This is a genomic window from Vibrio sp. B172a (genome assembly GCF_030248355.1).
Classification (GTDB): Bacteria; Pseudomonadota; Gammaproteobacteria; order Enterobacterales; family Vibrionaceae; genus Vibrio; species Vibrio owensii.
This window is the reverse complement of sequence record NZ_JAHGAC010000003.1, coordinates 277,030-296,809: the sequence shown is the minus strand read 5'-3', so window position 1 is coordinate 296,809 and position 19,780 is coordinate 277,030. Positions and strand designations below refer to the sequence as shown.

Below are 19,780 nucleotides of genomic sequence, written 5' to 3'. Positions count from 1 at the left end.
AATATCAAAAAAGAGGTACTTTGGTTCGATCAATCGACCACTGCAACTGTCTCAAGGCAAGATTAAAAAAGACAATCACACTTTTCGTTTGTATTGGCGGGGTTTATTGAATTCCAAAGGGAATTTGAATACAGCGTGATAGGCTCTAGATACAACAAAGCCCGCTAATTTGCGGGCTTTGTTTTGTTCTCTATTGACTTAAACTTAAAGCACTTTTTGACTCACATAAGAAAAGCCTGTCGCTTCATACTGCGCCTTCTGTACCATGCCGAACACATCTTTTGGTTGGTATAGGTGGCTGTCATACACAACAACCACACTTTCATCGCCTCTTTCCAAGAAATTCTGCTCACCATATTCGGTGTAACGCGTTGCTCCCACTGCGACCACTAGCTGGCTTGGGAGATTTGCTTGTTTGAGTAATGCGTGAATGTTTTCCATCGGACCGCGCTCCACTTGATGATTCATCTGATCACGTATCCAATCCAGCAGAGCCGCATAGAAATAGGAGTATTCGTTTACCGCGCAATCTTCCCCGTAGGCGAATACCTGCTCTCCTCGCTTATGAAAGCTCGCGATTCTAAATCTGCCGATATCGCTATCAGGAGTGAGTCGTTCTAGTTCAATAAGTTGCGATGCAAAGCCTTTTGACGCTGCACCCCAATTTTTCTTCTCACTGATTTTATTCGCATCAGGGCGTCGAATCGAACAATCATTGAATGCGCCAAAATGCGTCGGCGTAAGTTGTAAGACCTGACCACCTTCATAAGTAACATCACAGATCAGAGCGAGCTCTGGTTCAATTTGTAAGTTCAAAATATCATTTGGCAACTTGGTCGTATCGGCACTTATTGGATATGTCGACAAATACGGATGTTCGATAAAAGGCACATAAATGGGGAACAATGCTTGGGGCTTGTTAGCGTTCACATCTCCGTAGAGAGCAAAGTCATTAGCCTCACCAGCTTGTTGCAGGTGACCTGCGAAGTTTCCCGCGATACCTAAGATCATCGCATCTTCAAAATTGTGCATACGTTTACTTGTTCCTAATTATTCGTCGTTATTCGCGATGATATGTCTCGTCAAATCATCAATTTCTGCCAGCAACCAAGTCAGCGCGAGCAAATCTGCGCTGCCGCCCGGACTCAGGTTTTTTTCAATAAGCTGGCGGTCAAAATCCAGTAGCTGTTCTTCAAGGTTTGAATTATGCCAACCACCACTCTCAATAAGCTTCGATGCTATGTTCTGCACATAACGCAAACCATGCATCCCACCACGAGATACCACGTTGGTATCTTGATTGTGCACCATTAGCGTGAGCAACACTTGCCATAACGCTTGTTCTGCGGACGCGCCTTCATACAGCGCTTGTTGGTATGCAGGCAAACTGTAAGTCATGATCGTTTGATAGCCAGACGCCGCCTCACCTCTCGCTCCAGTTAAACCAAATTCTCGATACAGCCGCTCACCATGAGTTTCCGTTTTAGAGTCGGTATTTTTCAGCTCTTGAAATACCATTAACGCACAGCTGCGCTTAATAACTTGGCTAATGTGCAGAGAGTCAACCGCAATGCCTTTGCCTTTTAACCAGCCGATCGCGCCACATACCAGTCCAAGTCCAAAGATCATCCCTTTGTGCGTATTCACACCACCAGTCGCGGCAAACATTGCGCGTTCAGCTTGAATTCCAACCGGACGCAACACATCCAGTAATGTCTCTGCCGAGTGCGTTGAATGCGCAAGACCAGCGTTAAGAAAGCCATTGAGAAAAGGACGAATTGCACTCGCGCTGGCTTCAAACAGCGGCACATTCATATCTGAGTGAGCACCGTTACTAATAAGGTCAACAAGCCCCGGTTTTGGGGACAAGTGCACTTCCACCAGCATCGCATGATATGCCAACTCAGAAACCAAAGAGAACAGATTCACCTTTACAGCAGAGCGATGCGCAACGCTTGGAACACGCTCGATATTTTGGTCGAGCAACAGTTTAAGAGCAACATTCGTCATAACACACCATCGACTCTATATGAGAAACCAAGGTTTGAAGATCATGTTTACGCGAGCGTGCACAAATCACGGCATCTTGTTCGCAAATAAGACATTTTCTTCGCGTCATCCCTTGCCCTTTTCTTGAGATGATCTTTCCATCGACATCAATCACATCTAAATCCATTAACCGACCGAGACGATGGTTATTCTCTATCTCAATCATGGCTCGTTTGAGCACCATGGCATTCGGTGCTTGGACCGCAAAAATTGCCTCTGGACCTGTGACTTGTCGTAGCAATTGTCGTCCTGCCATTGACCAGTCTTTTTCGAGACAAATGGCTTGAATCGCTTGCACACCCTGTTCGAAGATTCGCTCCGTGCACTCCGTCATTTTCTGCGGACCTGGCATATTGACGGTAAACGACAGCAAAGGAAGGGAGTGGCGTTTTAACCACTCACCTTGTCGTTTCACACGAGCTTCTTTGTTGCTCAAGACATCATCGAGACCAACTTTCAGCCCATAGCGAATGCTCATTCAGATTTAACCTTTCTGATGACATCAATCACAGAGCCATCGCGATAACGTACATAACCCACCACTTGATCGTCATATTCAATTGGTTCCGCTTTGCCCGTTAATGATTGCGCTCTCGCAACCAAGGCGTCCATATCAAGCACAGGCAGTCCTGCGTTCAACAAACGCTCTTTTACTTCTGGGCGTCGAGGATTCACGGCAATACCATGGTCAGTCACCAACACATCTATCGATTGACCAGGCGTTACCACGTTTAGCACTTGCTCTACGACAGTTGGAATACGACCACGCACGAGCGGGGCAACAATCACGGCAAGGTTTGCGCCTGCCGCTGCGTCGCAGTGACCACCAGACGCGCCACGAATCACACCATCAGAACCCGTGATAACATTGACGTTGAAGTTCACATCAATTTCAAGCGCGCTGAGAATGACCACGTCTAGACGATCAACCACCGCGCCTTTGGAAGATGGGTTAGCGTATTCATTCGCTGAGATTTCAATATGGTTCGGGTTGCGAGCAAGTGAGTCCGCTGCACCAGAGTCAAAACACTGCACGTCGATTAGATTTCGGATCAGCCCTTTCTCGTGCATAGAGACCATGGTTGAGGTAATGCCGCCCAGCCCAAACTCAGCAGTAATACCTCGTTTTTCCATGCTATTTTCTAGAAAACGCGTGACGGCAAGCGACGCACCACCAGACCCAGTTTGTAAGCTAAAGTCTTGCTTAAAGTAACCAGAATTAATAATCACATCGGCAGCACGTTTTGCAATAAGCAGTTCACGTGGGTTACTGGTAAGACGCGTTTCACCGCCACCAATTTTGCTCGCATCACCAACTTCTTCGACTTCGACTACGGCATCCACCAAATCTTGTGTGATTGATGCAGGGTGATTTGGATAACCGACGATAGATTCAGTAAGCATGACGACTTTACGCGCGTGTTGAGCATCGATTTTGGCGTAACCCAAAGAGCCGCAGCGAGATTTGCCGTTCATGCCATTTGCATTGCCAAACTCATCGCAACAAGGCACACCGATGAACGCCACATCGATGTTTAGCTCGCCTGATTTAATCAAGTGCACGCGTCCTCCATGGGAGTGAATATGCACAGGCTCTTTAAGCAAACCATGAGAAATGGCTTCACCAAGCTCACCGCGAATACCTGATGTGTAAATCTTACTCACTACGCCGTTTTTTATGTGCTCAACAACCGGCGAATGAATACCCGTTAAAGAGCTTGAAGCCAGTGTCAGATCTTTATATCCCATCTGGGCGATAGTATCTAACACCAAGTTAACCACCTTATCGCCACCTCGGAACGCGTGGTGGAAAGAGATCGTCATACCGTCTCTAAGCCCAGAGTCTAAAATGGCAGAACACAGATCTGACTTTAGCTTTCTCGACTTTTTAGAGTTTGAGTCGTTGAGATGAGGCGTTAACGCATTTGCCTCTGAAAACAGTGACAACGTCTCTGGCAACAATGCTGGTTTGATGGATTCCATTTGTTTCATGTTCGTTCCCTACTCTTTAATTCCAGATTGCGCTTTTTGTAACGTCCAACGAGCTCGCTCGATAATTGGTCCATCGACCATTTTTCCGTTAAGTGAAACCACACCAAGCCCTTGCTCTTGCGCTTCTTCTGCTGCCTCGATAACTTGAATCGCGTAATCCACCTCTTTTTGAGTCGGAGCAAATACGTTGTGAAGTAGCTCGATTTGCCTTGGGTTAATCAGCGATTTTCCGTCGAAACCTAACGACTTAATGTGTTCCGCTTCATTGAGGAATCCTTGCCCGTTATTAGCGTCGGAATAAACGGTATCGAACGCCATAATGCCCGCAGCACGCGCAGCTTGCAGAATAGAACAACGGGCGAACAGCAACTCTGTCCCTTCTGGGCTACGTTGCGTTTTTAAGTCCCTGACATAATCTTCAGCACCCAGTGCAATCCCAATTAAACGCGAAGACGATTGAGCAATTTCGATGGCGTTATTCACACCTTGAGCACTTTCGATTGCCGCCATCATTTTTGTGCTGCCAACTTCTCTGCCACATACACGTTCGATGTCTTCAATGCAGCGCTCCATTTCTTGCACGTCTTCTGCACTGTCTGTTTTTGGTAGACGAACCACATTGACGCCCGCACGCACAACGGCATGCAGATCTTTCAAACCAAACTCAGACTCTAGTGGGTTCACACGGACTACTGTTTCAATCTCTTGATACAAAGGATGTTGCAGCGCGTTAAACACCAACATACGGGCGGTGTCTTTTTCTCTCAGCGCCACAGAGTCTTCCAAATCAAACATGATTGCATCAGGCTGATAAATGAAGGTATTACTTAACATGGCGGCGTTTGCCCCTGGAACAAACAACATGCTACGGCGTAACTTACTCATGATAATTTGCTCCATTGAATGTCATTGCTGTCTGCCGCACGCATGACTGCAGCCTGAACGCGAGCTTTAATCACACAATCTAGTGCGCCTTTGTCTTCCACTTCTAACGTTGCGGAAGTCACGCCCATCGAATTGAGCACATCATGAATCAACGCTTCAATGGCTTTGCCAAACTGCTTTTTCACTGTGCTATCAAGAGAAATGTCGATGTCACCTTCTGGATTGGGTGAGATACGAACTTGCAAGTCACTGGATTCCAGCGTCCCTGCAAAAGCGGGTTTTATTATTTTCATTGAAAGACCTTTAACACCTTGGTTAAAAATTAATTGGGCTGTTAAGCAGCCACTGTTTCTTGGGTAAGACACGGTAAAGCGTCCGTGTGCCTTTGTAGGTAGTCGATAGAGGTTGAGGGTAAAAAGTGAACCAGTTGATCCAATTGCCCTTTCTGCAAGAGTTTTCGCACCGTTGACGCTGAAATCGTGGTGCCTGACGCACACTTACGCTCTATTTCAATAACGCTGATTGGTGCGCCGTTGAGCTCCTTGGTGGTTAATCTGTGTTTCATTTGTTGGTTGTAATAATGAGTCACAACACAGTCTGGCTCCGTCCCAACAAATCGGTGTGTAATGCCTAATGCTGGCGCAATATGCTGACGATATAAATTTAGATCAATAGCGGTATGACAATAATCAATCAATCGCTTCTCTTTAATAAAGTAAGTAGGAAACGTTGCTTTAGATATTATATATTTTGAACCATGATGAATCGTAAGATTAGGAATATGTTTAGTGCCACTTTCAATCATGTTCAAACGATCGTGATAAGAAAAACCTTTACCCTCTTCGCTGACGACAAATAAATGTAGCCAATCGCATTGTGACGCCGCCGTTTCAATTAAGTATTGATGCCCTAAAGTAAACGGGTTTGCATTCATCACAATGCTGCCTATTTTATCACCGTCTTTCTTTTTCTTTCTTAATGAACGTACAAAGTTTCTTAAATTGGTCTGACTATTTTCCATCAAGATTAATTTATCGTCTGCAAAAGAAATGGGGAAAAAGCCAGATTCACGAAACCTTTGCATATTCTGAGGCTTGGTAAACAAGAACAGATCAAAGCGCCCCATTTCATAAGCCATCGTGGTCAACTCAGTCATTAATCGCAGAGAAAATCCAGTACCTTGTAAGGCAGGATCAATCGCAATAGATTTTAGTGTTGAACCAGCAAGACCGCCGCAAGCAATGATTTGACCTTGAGACTTCGCCACCACAAATCGCTCTACATCAGCGTCAACATCCAAATCATAACAAGTTAGAAACTCGGTAATAGCACCAAACTTCTCGTATTGATTTCGGTTCACTCGGCTAAATGCGTAGGTGTCAAACATGATCATCATCCTCTTTCGTGTTGCCGCCATCATGCGTCACTTGAATTTGAAAAATGATGATCCGTATCGACTATTTTCTTCTACTAAACGTCATTTATGAATTTAATGAATTTAATTACTTAACTATCTGTAAATTAAGTAATTGGATAATTAAAAACTTTAAATTCATAAGTGTGTATATATTCCACAAAGTTAAATGATCACACTCACAGTTAGGTTTTTCATTCAAATTTAAATTACGCCATGTTAAATCAACACGGAATAATAATGATGAACGAAAAGACCCTTTCAATAACTGAAACAAGAAGCCCGGGATTAGACTTATTATCTCAAGTCCGAATCTTTGGCTTACCATTACCGCTATATGCATTTATGTTCGCGGTCATGTTAATTGCACATATGACAGACACCATCCCTGATAATATTGTCGGCGGTTTTGGTTTTATGTTTGTTGTTGGTGCGCTATTTGGCGAACTGGGTAAACGCCTGCCTATTTTTAACAAATACATTGGCGGTGCGCCTGTTATGATCTTCCTTGTCGCAGCTTGGTTTGTTCATGCAGGTTTATTAACCCAAAACGAAATTGACACTGTCACTGCAGTCATGAAGAAGACCGATTTCCTCGACTTGTTCATTGCCGTTCTGATCACTGGCTCGATTTTGGCGGTTAACCGTAAGCTACTGCTTAAATCATTAGTTGGTTACATTCCGACCATTCTTGCAGCCGTTGCAGGTGCTTCAATTCTCGGCATTCTTGGCGGCATGATGTTTGGCATTTCTATCGACAAAATCATGATGCTTTACGTACTGCCTATCATGGGTGGTGGTAACGGTGCAGGTGCGATTCCACTTTCTGAAATCTATGAGTCAGTCACGGGTGGCTCTAAAGAACAGTACTACTCGGTTGCAATTGCAATTTTAACCATCGCTAACATCGTAGCGATTGTCGCAGCAGCCGTTCTAAACAGCATCGGTGAAAAAGTACCGTCTTTGACTGGTAATGGCGAGCTATTGCGTAAGTCTAATTTCGATGTTGAAGAGAGCGAAGCTCCAAAAATCACTCCACGTGAAATCGCGATTGGCTTGATGATGGCGGCATGTATTTACACCTTCTCATCCGCCCTTTCTAAAGAAATACTGCCAGGTTTTGGTGACGTAAAAATCCACACTTTCGCTTACATGGTCATCATCGTTGCGATTGTTAACGCCTGTGGTATCTGCTCTGAAGAAGTGAAAGAAGGCGCAAAACGTTTGTCTTCATTCTTCTCAAAACAATTGCTTTGGGTGCTCATGGTGGGCGTTGGTATCGCTTATACCGACCTTGGCGAAATCATGAATGCACTAACCTTCACGAACTTAATCATCGCAACATTGATCGTTGCTGGCGCAATCATTGGTGCCTCTGTCGGTGGTTGGTTAATGGGCTTTTACCCAATCGAGTCTTCAATCACTGCCGGTCTATGTATGGCAAACCGTGGTGGCTCTGGTGACCTTGAAGTTCTTGCTGCGTCAAACCGCATGAGCTTGCTGTCTTACGCGCAAATCTCATCTCGTCTTGGTGGCGGTATCGTACTGGTCATCGCAAGTGTCGTGTTCGGCATGTTGGGCGGTTAACCCCCTTCTTATTTTGTCAAAGAGCAAAGTCTTCCTTTGCTCTTTGTTTTGTCCAATGGGAGATATTAATGGAAGTTAATTTATTCACCGAAGGCTTAAACCTCATGACACTGGGTATGGGTTTTGTCTTCACTTTTCTTGTTTTCTTGGTCTTTGCTGTCAAAGCCATGTCTCGCTTTTTGGGGCGCTTTCATGTCGAACCAACTCCCCCTCCGCAAAAGAAAGTGTGTGCTGCCAAACCATCAAACGATGATAACCAACTCGTCGCTGTGATTGCTGCCGCTATTCATCATCAAAAAATCAAACAAAGCTCGCTATAAGAGGAATTCGAATGTCTGAGTCTACTAAACGCATTGGCATCACTGACGTTGTATTACGTGATGCCCACCAGTCGTTATTTGCCACCCGTTTACGCATCGACGATATGCTGCCAATCGCCCAACAGTTAGATGACATCGGCTATTGGTCACTTGAGTGTTGGGGTGGCGCTACGTTTGATAGTTGCATTCGTTTTCTAGGGGAAGATCCTTGGGAAAGACTGCGAGAGCTCAAAAAAGCGATGCCAAAAACGCCGTTGCAAATGTTGCTTCGAGGTCAAAATCTATTGGGTTATCGCCATTACGCTGACGACGTCGTTGATAAGTTCATTGAACGCTCCGTGGTAAACGGCATGGATGTATTCCGTGTATTTGATGCGATGAACGACCCACGAAACATGCAACAAGCGATTGCTGCGGTGAAAAAACAAGGCGCACACGCTCAAGGTACACTCTGTTACACCACTAGCCCTGTTCATAACCTACAAACCTGGGTCGACATCGCACAACAATTGAGTGAACTGGGCGTTGACTCGATCGCAATCAAAGACATGGCGGGCATCCTGACGCCAACCTTAGCCAGTGAGCTGGTTTCAACATTAAAACAGCAAGTGGATGTTGACCTTCACCTGCATTGTCACTCGACCGCTGGCATGGCTGATATGACGTTAATGAAAGCCATTGAAGCTGGTGTTGATCGTGTGGACACTGCGATTTCTTCCATGAGCGGCACTTACGGTCACCCAGCAACAGAATCTCTGGTTGCATCACTTCAAAACACTGAATACGACACAGGTTTGGACATTTCAGCGCTGGAAGCTGTCGCTGCATACTTTAGAGAAGTACGTAAAAAATACGCCGCTTTTGAAGGTCAGTTAAAAGGCTCAGACTCTCGCATTATTGTGGCGCAAGTCCCTGGCGGAATGTTAACCAACATGGAAAGTCAGTTGAAACAGCAAAATGCCGCAGACAAGCTTGATGCGGTGTTAGAAGAGATCCCTAAAGTCAGAAAAGAGCTGGGGTATCTGCCGCTTGTCACGCCAACGTCGCAAATCGTCGGCACACAGTCTGTCATCAATGTCCTTATGGGTGAGCGCTACAAAACCATTACCAAAGAAACCGCTGGTGTCTTGAGAGGCGAGTACGGCAAAACGCCTGCCCCTGTCGACACGGAACTGCAACAGCGTGTGTTGGAAGGTTCAGAACCAATTACTTGCCGCCCTGCCGATAAGTTGGAGCCAGAACTGGAGCACCTGACCACAGAAGTGACCACTAAAGCAAAAGCGCAAAACATTCCGCTCTCCGGCAGCGCTATTGACGATGTACTTACTATCGCGCTTTTCCCACAAGTGGGTTGGAAGTTCCTAGAAAACCGCAACAACCCAGACGCCTTTGAACCCGCACCTTGCAATGAAGCAGCAAGAGCAACAGCACAAGCAAAAATTAACACCAAACCAGAGAAACAAACCATGAATGCTACCTCAGAAAGCGGTGTTTACACCATTACCGTCAACAACCAAAGTTATGTTGTTCAGGTTGACGCAGGTGGCGATATTCAAGCCGTGTCAGAGCCGCAACCCGCGCCATCAAAGCCAGTGACAACCGCTCAAGATGCCGAGCCGATGAACGCCCCACTTGCGGGTAACATTTGGAAGATCCACACCAAGCCTGGTGATGAAGTTGAAGAAGGCGATGTGCTGCTGATTCTTGAAGCGATGAAGATGGAAACAGAAGTTCGTGCACCACGTTCCGGAAAAATCGCCAGCATTGATGTGTCTGAAGGCGACGCAGTAGATGTAGGCGAACCTTTACTTCAACTGGCGTAACGAGGCATTAGTCACATGGAAAATGTCTTAGCGTTAGTGAATGACTTTGGTTTGTTCCACCTCGAATGGGGACAAGCCATCATGCTTATTGTTGGCTTGATTTTACTTTATCTCGCCATTGTTAAGCAGTTCGAGCCTTTGTTGTTGGTGCCAATCGGTTTTGGTGGGATTCTTGCTAACCTACCTGATGCAGGCTTAGCCTTGTCTGCGGTAGAAAACGCGCTCCATGCTGCGAAACCTGAGGTAATATCAGCGTTTGGCTCTGTGTTGAACATTGCGACGGACTCCGCAGCCGAAGTAAAAACGGCACTTGCAACGGCGACACCAACTCAACTTGCCAATATCCACTTGCTCGCAGAAGAGTATCAATACTCAGATGGCATGCTGTACCTATTTTACAGCATTGCAATTGCATCTGGCGCTGGTCCTTTGGTGATATTCATGGGCGTAGGCGCAATGACGGACTTTGGTCCATTGTTAGCCAACCCTAAAACCTTGCTTCTTGGTGCGGCAGCTCAGTTTGGTATCTTCGCAACTGTGCTCGGCGCTCTGGGTTTGAGCTCTATGGGCTTGATGGATTTCAGTGTCGCGCAAGCCGCTGCTGTAGGCATCATTGGTGGCGCAGATGGTCCAACGGCGATTTATGTATCTAGCTTACTCGCACCAGAATTACTGGGTGCTATCGCTGTAGCAGCTTACTCTTACATGGCACTTGTACCTTTGATTCAGCCGCCAATCATGCGTGCGCTGACCACAGAATCAGAACGCCAAATCACGATGCAGCAATTGCGTAAAGTAAGCAAGTTAGAAAAGATTTGCTTCCCTTTGCTCCTGTTGATTCTGATTGCCATGTTGCTTCCTTCGGCAACACCGTTACTAGGTATGTTCTGCTTTGGTAACTTAATGCGTGAATGTGGCGTAGTTGAACGTTTATCGGATACTGCTCAAAACGCGTTGATCAACGTCGTCACCATCTTTTTGGGTCTTTCTGTGGGTTCCAAATTGGTTGCCGATAAGTTCTTACAGCCGCAAACCATCGGTATTCTCGCACTTGGCATCGTCGCGTTTTGTATTGGCACAATGGCAGGCGTATTGATGGCAAAACTAATGAACCGTTTCGCGAGTGAAAAAGTGAATCCACTGATTGGCTCTGCGGGTGTCTCTGCGGTTCCGATGGCAGCAAGGGTGTCAAACAAAGTGGGTCTAGAAGCAAATGCACAGAATTTCCTACTGATGCACGCGATGGGACCAAACGTAGCCGGCGTTATTGGCTCGGCGGTTGCAGCAGGCGTGATGATCAAATATGTGATCGGTTAGACAGTTACACAAGGAACGAGGCTCGATTGGTTATCTTCAATAGATCTCGATCAGGTCTCTTCCTTGTTTCATTTGATAATTTACCCTTCAATCAATAAGAAGCTTACCATTCATGCCAGACCGAACATTTCACGACTACCTCTGCCGTAACCTCTCTTTTAGACAGCGTGTATGGGCGCTGCTTTTTGTGGTTGTTTCGTTTCAATTGCTCCTTATCGGTGGTTATTTCCACCACATCCTTTCTGATACGTTAAACCACCAGGTCAGTGCGCGCGCAGTCATACAAGCTCGTGAAATTGCCAGCGACCCTCAACTGATCGAAGCTGTCTCTTTACGAGATACAGCGCGGGTACAAAAACAAATTAAGCGCCTACAAGGGATTTCCGATGCCAACTTCATCGTCGTCGGCGATAGTAAGGGCATTCGCTTAGCGCATCCAGACATCAAAAAAGTTGGCTACCCGATGCAAGGTGGAGACAACATACGCGCCCTTCAACAAGGATTGCACTACTACTCAATACGAGAAGGCAGCTTAGGTTTTGCGATACGTGGGAAATCCCCCATTATTTCCTCAACTGGCGAGATCATTGGTGTTGTTTCAGTGGGCTACTTACTGGATACCGTTAGTAATTTACTGCTCCTCTACTCCACACCGTTTTTCTTTGCCTTATTGATCATTCTAGTTTGCTCATCTTTAGGCGCTTGGTTCTTCTCTCGTCATATCAAAAGTCAGATGTATGGTATGGAACCGGAAGAGATCGCCCTCTCCCTCCGCGTGCAAAACTCGGTGTTTGAAGCGGTTTACGAAGGCATTATTGCGGTCGACAAACAAGGTCGTATTTTGTCGGCAAACCAGAGGGGACTTAAGATTCTAGGAATTGCGCGTAATCTATCCCACCTCCAAGGTCGAATGGTCAACGAATACGTCACCCCTGCTGACTTTTTCTTGGGAGCAAAGATGGCAGAAGACGCGGAGGAGTCACAGAGACAGCATCAAGTGATTACCTGTAACGGCGAAACTTTGGTCGCAACTCGCGTAAAGATTTGGGAAGACAATCAACACTCTGGCTGGGTCATAAGCTTCAGACCGCGCAATGATTTAAGCACGCTCACATCACAACTAAACCAAGTTCAGCAGCAAACCGACAATTTACGAGTATTGAGCCACGAATACGCAAATAAGCTTTCTACAGTGAGTGGGCTGATTCAAATCGGCGCGTACGAAGAGGCGCTCAGTGCCATAAGGCAAGAAACAGAAACACATCAAAAGCTGATTGATTTCATTTCTCGTACGTTCAACTCCAAAGTGATTGCGGGTCTGTTATTAGGCAAATACAGCCGAGCAAAAGAACTTGGTCTCGCTCTCCATTTTGATCCGTACTGCCACCTGAGCGGTACACCAACCAAACTTACTGATGATGAGTTGGCCGCCATCATAGGTAACCTACTCGACAATGCTTATGAAGCAACGTTGAAAAACCCTGACAGCAACAAATGCATCTCGATACTAATTTCTGACGCCAACGAAACGGAATTGGTGGTCGAGGTTGCTGACAATGGCACTGGAATACCCGATGAAATCGCAGAATCCCTATTTGATAAAGGGATCACCAGCAAATCGCAACCGGGACACGGTATTGGCTTGTATTTAGTCCACCAACTTGTCAATAACGCTGGCGGTGCAATCCTCGTCGACGATGCCGAACCAACCGGAACAATCTTTTCTTTATTTATTCCTAACGAGAGTTTGAAAGATGGAAATTTATGACGTTTTGATAGTAGAAGATGAATCCAATATCGCGGACTTTCATTCTTACTATCTTCAGCAAACACAACGTTTCAGACCTATCGGAATTGCAAAAAGTATCGCTGAAGCCAGAAAGATGATTCAGTTACTGAAGCCAAAACTGGTCTTATTGGATAACTACTTGCCTGACGGCAAAGGCATCGATTTATTGAAAGACATAACCGCTGCCAAGCAGTCACCAGATGTTATTTTTATCACCGCCGCCAATGACATGGAAACAGTAAGAGAAGGCGTAAGGTGTGGCGTGTTCGACTATCTGCTAAAACCGATCTCTTATGATCGCTTAACCGATTCTTTAGAGCGCTATCTGAAGTACACCAGTTCGTTAAAAGCAAATGACAACATCAATCAACGCCACGTCGACGAACTGTTTAACTTTCAATCCAAATCATCACACATGCAAGCCTTACCCAAGGGGATCGATGAGCTCACGCTCGATAAAGTCACGAATGCCTTTGATGATGGCGAAATTATTTACACGGCAGAGTCTCTAGGCAATGAAGTCGGCATCAGCAAAACAACAGCAAGGCGTTATCTTGAGTTTTTAGCCGCAAAAGGGTTTCTACTTGCTGTGATTCAACATGGTAAAGTTGGTCGCCCTGAAAGGGTTTATCAAAAGAAAATGTAACCTCCCCTTTGCTTAGGAAGAACGCTTTGAAACCCTACGATTCAAAGCGTTCCCTAAACGTCGTTGAAGCAACAACGTAAATCACAAGGTCAGATCCGCGGAGATAATTTCTGTGCCGTCGGAGACTTCCAATCGTTCAAGATTATCACTGTGCGCCTTGCATAATGGCACCACGAAAACCTTACGCTCTTCCCCGTCTTTTCTAACCAGAACACCATAATCATGCTCTGCGGTACAGTTGGCTTCGCAGCAAAGGCGATGCTTAACGGTGCTGAAGTGGCGCCAATACGCTAGCCACTCTAGTTTTGCTTTTTCCGTAATTAGCTCATCAGATATCTTACTTACTATCATACTCATACCATTTGTTTAGTAGACAGAAGCATTACACCGGATCATCGAGTTTGAGTTTCTAAGCGCGTTCAAAGAAAAACGCAGATTTAATGCATGATTTAATTTCTATGGTTTTTATTTACGAATTTCGATAACCCCTTGTTTAAAGACTCGACTTTACAATATCGCCGTCTTTCATAATCAAAGCTAGGCTGCTATCTGGGGTTGCCATTAACGAACAAGATATCGGCATACGCCCTTCTTCGATTACACCCAACTTCCCATCTTGGTGTGGGCTTCGTAAGCCTCTCATCGAAAGCAATTGGCCGTTATCATGGGTCACCATTTTTAACACCTCATAAGGGGTAAACCAATTAGCTATGTCTGCTACAAACTGACGCTGCAGATGTGCAGCTTCTGGCGTAAGTATGACATCTGTACCCATGTAATTTTCACACCGTGCTCTTTCGCGGCTTTGGTCGCCCTATCTGTTCTTGCCGCGAGCATCTTGTACTTCAAGTGTGAGAATGACTTTTCTGGGTACGGATTATATTTTGGCAGGAACGGTTGAACATTCAGCCAAACATCATTTTCGCGGTTTCTTCACCAATCATTTGTCCGTGTTCGATCACTTTCACCCCCGCATTTATTGCCCGTTGTACAGCCTTGGCTGTATAAGCGTGGGCACTCACGTACGTGCCATAGCCCGCTGCGGCACTGACTGCCGCTTGCATCTCCGCCAATGTGTATTGTGCAACATCGAGCGAATCGTAACTTAACGCCACCACCTGCGGAGATTTTGTTAAACGATGCACCACACATTAGGTTTGGTCTTACGGCAATCAAGCAATGCTAATCAATAGGAAGCATGGAAATCACGTTTCCAAACCGGTTATCTAAATTTGATCGAATTGCCCTACTGATAAAGAAACGCTAAAACAGGTAAGGCACTATTTGCATCCTCATGTGGTCTGGGTCTATTCAAAATGAAAACCCAGCCATAGAAGAGAACCGTAGGTAGAATATGAGAAAAGAAGTGATGAACGCCAGATACAACAAAGCCCGCTAAAATAGCGGGCTTTGCGTTTGTTCACGAAGAACTAAATTTGGTGGGTCCGACCAGATTCGAACTGGTGACCCCTACCATGTCAAGGTAGTACTCTAACCAACTGAGCTACGGACCCAAATTTTATGTTCGGCATACTTTGGTTTTAGTATGGCTTTAAGGAGTGGTGGGTCCGGGCGAACTCGAATCGCCGACCCCTACCATGTCAAGGTAGTACTCTAACCAACTGAGCTACGGACCCATTCCTTAAGAACGAGAAGGATATTAGCTATATCCTATGAGGGGTGCAAGCATAAATTCATTAACTTTGAATCGTTTGGCGAAAATCTAAACTCAACACCCGTTTTCAGACGATTTTATCGTCAAGCCTCAACTTGAGTGAGGTTAAAAGTGTGATCTACTTAACTTTTGTGTTTGGGTTAATTGTCGTAAGGCACTTCACTGAGCATCCAAATTTGCAAAACTTGCGATACGTTTGGGCAATCGCCAAACAAAATTTGGTATTTAGGCTCGAACGGTTCACCAATAAACGTAGTACGAATCAGTTTGCCTGTTTTAAGATCCACTTGAGTACTGACTCGCCCTTTAAAGTTTTGGAAAATCGCAAACTGCTCACTGTGGTAAACCATCTGCTCACGATAAAATAAGAAATGGTCCTGAGGTGTATCTGTTAATTGGCATTCAAGTGGTTTGAGTGACTGCTGTGCATGACTACTGAACGTGAGTAGCAGCGCTGAAAGAATCCATCCATATCGCATAACGCTTCCCTATTCTTCTTTCTTTATCAAAGTATAGGAGTTACCAGAACGGATGTTGATAAGTGTTGCGAAATGCTATTTTTAATCTTCATCACACATTTGAACTGTATGTATATACATGTCTTTTAATTGTTCTATGATTCGTCGATTTTTTCGTTAAGAGTTAAAAAATGATCCAAAATCTTGAGCCTGGCATTCGAGAGTTAGTAGAAGAATTCCAATCCAATGGTAAGCCTTGCCCTTCAAAACAAACTATTGCTGATCGACGAGCTGGTTATCTCAATAGCACCGTATTAGCGGGTAAAAGCGCTATACCAGAAAGAGAGTTCTTGGATGTAGTGAATGGCATTCAGGTCAAAGTTTATAAGCCAACTAATGAAGATAACTTACCGCTCACGATTTATTTTCATGGTGGTTGCTTCATCAGTGGTGGCTTTGAAACGCATGACGCTCAGTTGAGACAGATTGCCGTTCAATCCAACTCGATCGTTATCTGTATAAAGTATCGACTCGCACCAGAATACACATATCCCGCCGCGCACGATGACGTATACCAAGCGGTACTTGGCATTAAGGAGCAAGGACACAAATATGGCGGGAATCCAGAACGAATGGTATTTGTGGGTGATAGTGCCGGTGGCCAGTTAGCTTTAGCGACGACGTTAAGGCTTAAAAAATTGACCACTTGGTTACCAGAACAACAAATCCTGATTTACCCAATGTTGGATCCGAAAGGCAGTTCTCAGAGCTACAAAGAAAACGGCTCTGACTACATCATTACCGCAAACATGCTTCTGTCTGGTTTTGATTTGTATACCAACAAAGATCCTAAAGTGCTTTCTGAGCCGGACCTTAACCTTATGAGCGTAGACTATCGAGGGTTACCTCCTACTACAATTATCACTGCGGAGTTTGATCCCTTACGTGATGAGGGCGAAACATTACACGAATTAATGCTTGCTCATGGCGTAGAGGTAAATTGTGAACGCTACTCAGGCGTTATCCATGGATTCTTTCAGCTCTCCTCGGTAAGTGAGTCTGCAAAGCGCTGTATCGCATCAATTTCAAAACAAATCAAAACTCGCAGAGCTCCAATCGCTTAATTCGGTTTACTTCGCTTCACTCTTATTAAGGCATTAAACCGCGCAAAAAAAGGCTTCAACCAATCCAGTTGAAGCCTTTCTCTATTTCAATATCTGGGAGCGAATTGTTTATTCGTCTTCGGTATCAAACACCACATTGTAGTTTTCTGTGTAGGTACAGTTTGGTTGACGGCTACAAGTGAAGAAGCGTCGGCCTTTAAACTCACCTTGGCTTGCTGTTCTGATGATCATCGGACTGCCACACTTTTTACAAAAGCGGACTTCTTTATCCGGTTCAATCAGATCAATGTGCGCTGCCAATAAACGACGTAAACGCCCTACTTGGTAGCTGTGTTTTACCGATGCGCCAATCAAAGGAAGGTTTGCCGATTTACACACGTGCATGAGCAGCTTTTGGCGCTCGACTTTGCCTTTATGTAGCTGCTGACCGTTATCAAGCTCAATGATCACGCGTGGTTCAAGCGTTCTAGGGTCGCAGATAACGTAATCGAAGTAGCTGCGTGAAATTCGGTTACTGGCAATAAAGAACTGCTTTTTGTTCTTAATCTCTTTTGGTGCGATCAACGTTGCCATGTTTACTTTGGCAAACACCACGGCATGATCACCAACTGCCGCTCTTAACGCATTAAAAAACGCCCCTTCTTGCCCTTTTAATAAAGGACCTTTCGAACGATATGGGAAGTCTCGCGTGTCATCGTTTTTGATCACGTACTTTTGAATGATAAAGAAGAAAACAACAAGTAGAACAACAATGATAAAGATGTTGGTCATAGATAAAGTGCGCCCAAAACAACTAGTTGCTCAAAGCCTAAATGGAAATTTTAGCCAGAGCAACAAAACCGATAAATTTTGCGGGGTGATGATAACAGTAGCCAACGTTTTGAACACGATTTTTACGTCAAGTTGAGAGAACAAAAACGGACTCCATTAAGAGCCCGTTTGTTAATCATTGAGATGTAGAGAGAGTGCTAACTGTTCGCGTCAGGTTGGTTCTCTGGCATGGCATCAATAAACGCAGGCAGTTGATTACATGCTTCTACAATCGAGCTAATTACCGGATAAGGAGTCATATCCACTCCAAAACGTAACGCGTTGTACACTTGAGGCACTAAGCAAATATCAACAACAGAGGGAGAGTCAGTCACACTGTAGATACAGTTTCCATGTTGTTGTCGATGCTGGTTTAGCTTCTCTTCTAATGCCATAAAGCCTTGATTTACCCAATGATGAATCCACTCGACTTTCGCCTCTTGGTCACACGACAGCTTCCCTTCTAGGTACTGCAATACGCGCAAATTGTTGAGTGGGTGGACCTCCATCGCGATATCCTGAGCCATAGCCAAAGCTTGGTAACGAAGTGGCGATGGTCCTGGAACCACTGGAACTTGCGGATACTGCTCATCAAGATACTGGATGATGGCAAGAGATTGGTTGAGTTGAATATCACCATCCACCAGCACTGGCACAAGCTCAGAGGCATTTAACTCATGGTATTCCGCGCTATGCTGCTCGCCGCCATTACGCACCAAATGAACCGATTTGGACTCGTAGTTCAGCTCTTTTAAGTTCAAACAAATGCGCACTCGATAAGCCGCCGAGGAGCGCCAATAGCCGTAGAGGGTGATGTTATCGCTCATACTTCCCTTGCCCCTCACTCTCAGTGTTTTAGGTATTGGCTGATTTGCTGATCAATCGCACCAAAGATCGAGTTGCCATCTGCGTCAAACATTTCAAGCTTGATAGAGTCACCAAACGACATAAAACGTGTCGACGGTTTGCCATCACGAATGGTTTCGATCATGCGCACTTCTGCAATGCACGAATAGCCTACGCCACCCTCTTCGATAGAGGTACCGTGCTCCGTGCCCTGTTTGTTCGATACTGTGCCCGAGCCAATGATTGCGCCCGCAGAAATTGGACGGGTTTTGCTGGCATGGACAATCAAATCAGCGAAATCAAACGTCATATCTATGCCTGCATTCGGACAACCAAATGGCGCGTTGTTATAGGTTGAAACCAAAGGCAAATGAACTTTGTTTTCATACCATGCTTCACCCAGCTCATCTGGCGTTACTGCAACAGGAGAAAACGCCGATGACGGTTTTGATTGGAAGAACCCAAAACCTTTCGCCAACTCTGCCGGAATCAAACCACGCAACGATACATCGTTTACAAGCATGATAAGGCGAATAGATTCTTGTGCTTCTGCAATGCTTGCTCCCATCGGGACGTCACCGGTGATCACGGCAACTTCACCTTCGAAGTCAATACCCCACTCGTCGCTGGCAAATTCGATGTTGTCGCAAGGACCAATAAATGCGTCAGAACCGCCTTGATACATCAAAGGATCGGTCCAGAAGCTTTCTGGCATTTCTGCACCACGCGCTTTACGCACTAGTTCAACATGATTGACGTAAGCACTGCCATCCGCCCATTGATAGGCGCGGGGCAATGGTGACTCTAGATAGTGGGATTCAAACGCTTCACTTCCTGAAACCGAACCATTGTTTAACGCGTTATAAAGCTCTTCCAGTTGTGGAGCGACTTTATCCCAGTTATCCAATGCCACTTGCATGGTTGGAGCGAGATGCATCGCGTGGAAAATTTCAGTTGCCGGAACACATTGTGCCAGGTCTTTGCTCACGACCATCAATAGACCATCGCGAGTGCCATTTTTCTTGGTTGCTAATTTCATCCTTGC

The 19,780-nt window shown here is 45.4% G+C and carries 21 protein-coding genes and 2 tRNA genes; 7 read left to right on the top strand and 16 right to left on the bottom strand.

All coding sequences use genetic code 11. The features are described 5' to 3' along the window. Window positions 1–204: 204 nt before the first annotated feature. From KIT90_RS04935 to citC, 7 genes are read right to left on the bottom strand one after another with little or no spacing between them, the layout of a single operon-like run. The gene (locus KIT90_RS04935; protein WP_285375641.1) at window positions 205–1,032 is read right to left on the bottom strand and encodes a DUF5718 family protein; all 828 of its coding nucleotides are present in this window, start codon (window positions 1,030–1,032) and stop codon (window positions 205–207) included. Between the two features lie 18 nt (window positions 1,033–1,050). Next, window positions 1,051–2,010 (bottom strand): triphosphoribosyl-dephospho-CoA synthase CitG, encoded by a 960-nt coding sequence (gene citG, locus KIT90_RS04930; RefSeq protein ID WP_187992965.1) that lies wholly within the window; start codon window positions 2,008–2,010, stop codon window positions 1,051–1,053. After that, a complete protein-coding gene (gene citX / locus KIT90_RS04925) occupies window positions 1,991–2,527 on the bottom strand; it encodes a citrate lyase holo-[acyl-carrier protein] synthase (protein WP_187992964.1) in 537 nt (178 codons plus the stop codon). Before citX ends, citG begins: the two co-directional genes overlap by 20 nt. Then, a complete protein-coding gene (gene citF / locus KIT90_RS04920) occupies window positions 2,524–4,032 on the bottom strand; it encodes a citrate lyase subunit alpha (protein WP_373417664.1) in 1,509 nt (502 codons plus the stop codon). The genes citX and citF overlap by 4 nt, the downstream gene beginning before the upstream one ends. A gap of 18 nt (window positions 4,033–4,050) precedes the next feature. Beyond that, window positions 4,051–4,926 carry a citrate (pro-3S)-lyase subunit beta gene (citE, locus tag KIT90_RS04915; RefSeq protein WP_285375640.1) on the bottom strand — a complete coding sequence of 292 codons (876 nt, stop codon included), beginning with the start codon at window positions 4,924–4,926 and terminating at the stop codon, window positions 4,051–4,053. Then, entirely contained in the window at window positions 4,923–5,219 is a 297-nt protein-coding gene (gene citD, locus KIT90_RS04910) for a citrate lyase acyl carrier protein (protein WP_017818060.1), read from the bottom strand. Before citD ends, citE begins: the two co-directional genes overlap by 4 nt. 41 nt (window positions 5,220–5,260) lie before the next feature. Continuing rightward, a complete protein-coding gene (gene citC / locus KIT90_RS04905; RefSeq protein ID WP_373417661.1) occupies window positions 5,261–6,313 on the bottom strand; it encodes a [citrate (pro-3S)-lyase] ligase in 1,053 nt (350 codons plus the stop codon). 270 nt (window positions 6,314–6,583) lie between these two features. Between citC and KIT90_RS04900 the strand changes: the two genes are divergently transcribed. From KIT90_RS04900 to KIT90_RS04875, 6 genes are all read left to right on the top strand, one after another. After that, window positions 6,584–7,927 carry a 2-hydroxycarboxylate transporter family protein gene (locus KIT90_RS04900; protein ID WP_017190260.1) on the top strand — a complete coding sequence of 448 codons (1,344 nt, stop codon included), beginning with the start codon at window positions 6,584–6,586 and terminating at the stop codon, window positions 7,925–7,927. Between the two features lie 68 nt (window positions 7,928–7,995). Further along, window positions 7,996–8,247, top strand: a complete 252-nt coding sequence (locus KIT90_RS04895; protein ID WP_017818057.1) for an OadG family protein — start codon at window positions 7,996–7,998, stop codon at window positions 8,245–8,247. A gap of 11 nt (window positions 8,248–8,258) precedes the next feature. Further along, window positions 8,259–10,070, top strand: a complete 1,812-nt coding sequence (gene oadA / locus KIT90_RS04890; protein WP_285375639.1) for a sodium-extruding oxaloacetate decarboxylase subunit alpha — start codon at window positions 8,259–8,261, stop codon at window positions 10,068–10,070. Between the two features lie 15 nt (window positions 10,071–10,085). Then, window positions 10,086–11,387, top strand: coding sequence for a sodium ion-translocating decarboxylase subunit beta (locus KIT90_RS04885; protein ID WP_140131902.1), 1,302 nt, complete (start codon window positions 10,086–10,088; stop codon window positions 11,385–11,387). 112 nt (window positions 11,388–11,499) lie between these two features. After that, window positions 11,500–13,155: a sensor histidine kinase gene (locus KIT90_RS04880; protein WP_005445451.1), complete on the top strand. Its 1,656-nt coding sequence runs from the start codon at window positions 11,500–11,502 to the stop codon at window positions 13,153–13,155. After that, window positions 13,142–13,822, top strand: coding sequence for a response regulator (locus KIT90_RS04875; RefSeq protein ID WP_005445452.1), 681 nt, complete (start codon window positions 13,142–13,144; stop codon window positions 13,820–13,822). Before KIT90_RS04880 ends, KIT90_RS04875 begins: the two co-directional genes overlap by 14 nt. An 81-nt stretch (window positions 13,823–13,903) precedes the next feature. Here KIT90_RS04875 and KIT90_RS04870 read toward each other — a convergent pair whose 3' ends face one another. From KIT90_RS04870 to KIT90_RS04845, 6 genes are all read right to left on the bottom strand, one after another. Beyond that, the gene (locus KIT90_RS04870; protein WP_005445453.1) at window positions 13,904–14,173 is read right to left on the bottom strand and encodes a hypothetical protein; all 270 of its coding nucleotides are present in this window, start codon (window positions 14,171–14,173) and stop codon (window positions 13,904–13,906) included. A gap of 142 nt (window positions 14,174–14,315) precedes the next feature. Beyond that, the gene (locus tag KIT90_RS04865; RefSeq protein ID WP_285375637.1) at window positions 14,316–14,597 is read right to left on the bottom strand and encodes a hypothetical protein; all 282 of its coding nucleotides are present in this window, start codon (window positions 14,595–14,597) and stop codon (window positions 14,316–14,318) included. Between the two features lie 130 nt (window positions 14,598–14,727). After that, the gene (locus tag KIT90_RS04860; RefSeq protein WP_285375636.1) at window positions 14,728–14,937 is read right to left on the bottom strand and encodes a hypothetical protein; all 210 of its coding nucleotides are present in this window, start codon (window positions 14,935–14,937) and stop codon (window positions 14,728–14,730) included. Window positions 14,938–15,259: 322 nt separating this feature from the next. Beyond that, window positions 15,260–15,336: transfer RNA gene (locus KIT90_RS04855), tRNA-Val, on the bottom strand. Between the two features lie 46 nt (window positions 15,337–15,382). Next, window positions 15,383–15,459, bottom strand: a tRNA-Val gene (locus tag KIT90_RS04850). Window positions 15,460–15,637: 178 nt separating this feature from the next. Continuing rightward, window positions 15,638–15,976, bottom strand: coding sequence for a hypothetical protein (locus tag KIT90_RS04845; RefSeq protein ID WP_009697431.1), 339 nt, complete (start codon window positions 15,974–15,976; stop codon window positions 15,638–15,640). Between the two features lie 170 nt (window positions 15,977–16,146). Between KIT90_RS04845 and KIT90_RS04840 the strand changes: the two genes are divergently transcribed. Then, window positions 16,147–17,079 carry an alpha/beta hydrolase gene (locus tag KIT90_RS04840; protein WP_180825383.1) on the top strand — a complete coding sequence of 311 codons (933 nt, stop codon included), beginning with the start codon at window positions 16,147–16,149 and terminating at the stop codon, window positions 17,077–17,079. A gap of 108 nt (window positions 17,080–17,187) precedes the next feature. Here KIT90_RS04840 and KIT90_RS04835 read toward each other — a convergent pair whose 3' ends face one another. The 3 genes from KIT90_RS04835 to KIT90_RS04825 all read right to left on the bottom strand — a co-directional run bounded on the left by KIT90_RS04835 (window position 17,188) and on the right by KIT90_RS04825 (window position 19,774). Beyond that, on the bottom strand, window positions 17,188–17,850 hold the full coding sequence (locus tag KIT90_RS04835) for a DUF2726 domain-containing protein (RefSeq protein WP_005439975.1): 663 nt from the start codon (window positions 17,848–17,850) through the stop codon (window positions 17,188–17,190). A gap of 197 nt (window positions 17,851–18,047) precedes the next feature. Continuing rightward, complete coding sequence (maiA, locus tag KIT90_RS04830) at window positions 18,048–18,716, bottom strand: maleylacetoacetate isomerase (RefSeq protein ID WP_285375635.1); 669 nt, start codon at window positions 18,714–18,716, stop codon at window positions 18,048–18,050. A 20-nt stretch (window positions 18,717–18,736) separates the two neighbouring features. Continuing rightward, window positions 18,737–19,774: a fumarylacetoacetate hydrolase family protein gene (locus KIT90_RS04825; RefSeq protein WP_285375634.1), complete on the bottom strand. Its 1,038-nt coding sequence runs from the start codon at window positions 19,772–19,774 to the stop codon at window positions 18,737–18,739. Window positions 19,775–19,780 lie beyond the last annotated feature (6 nt).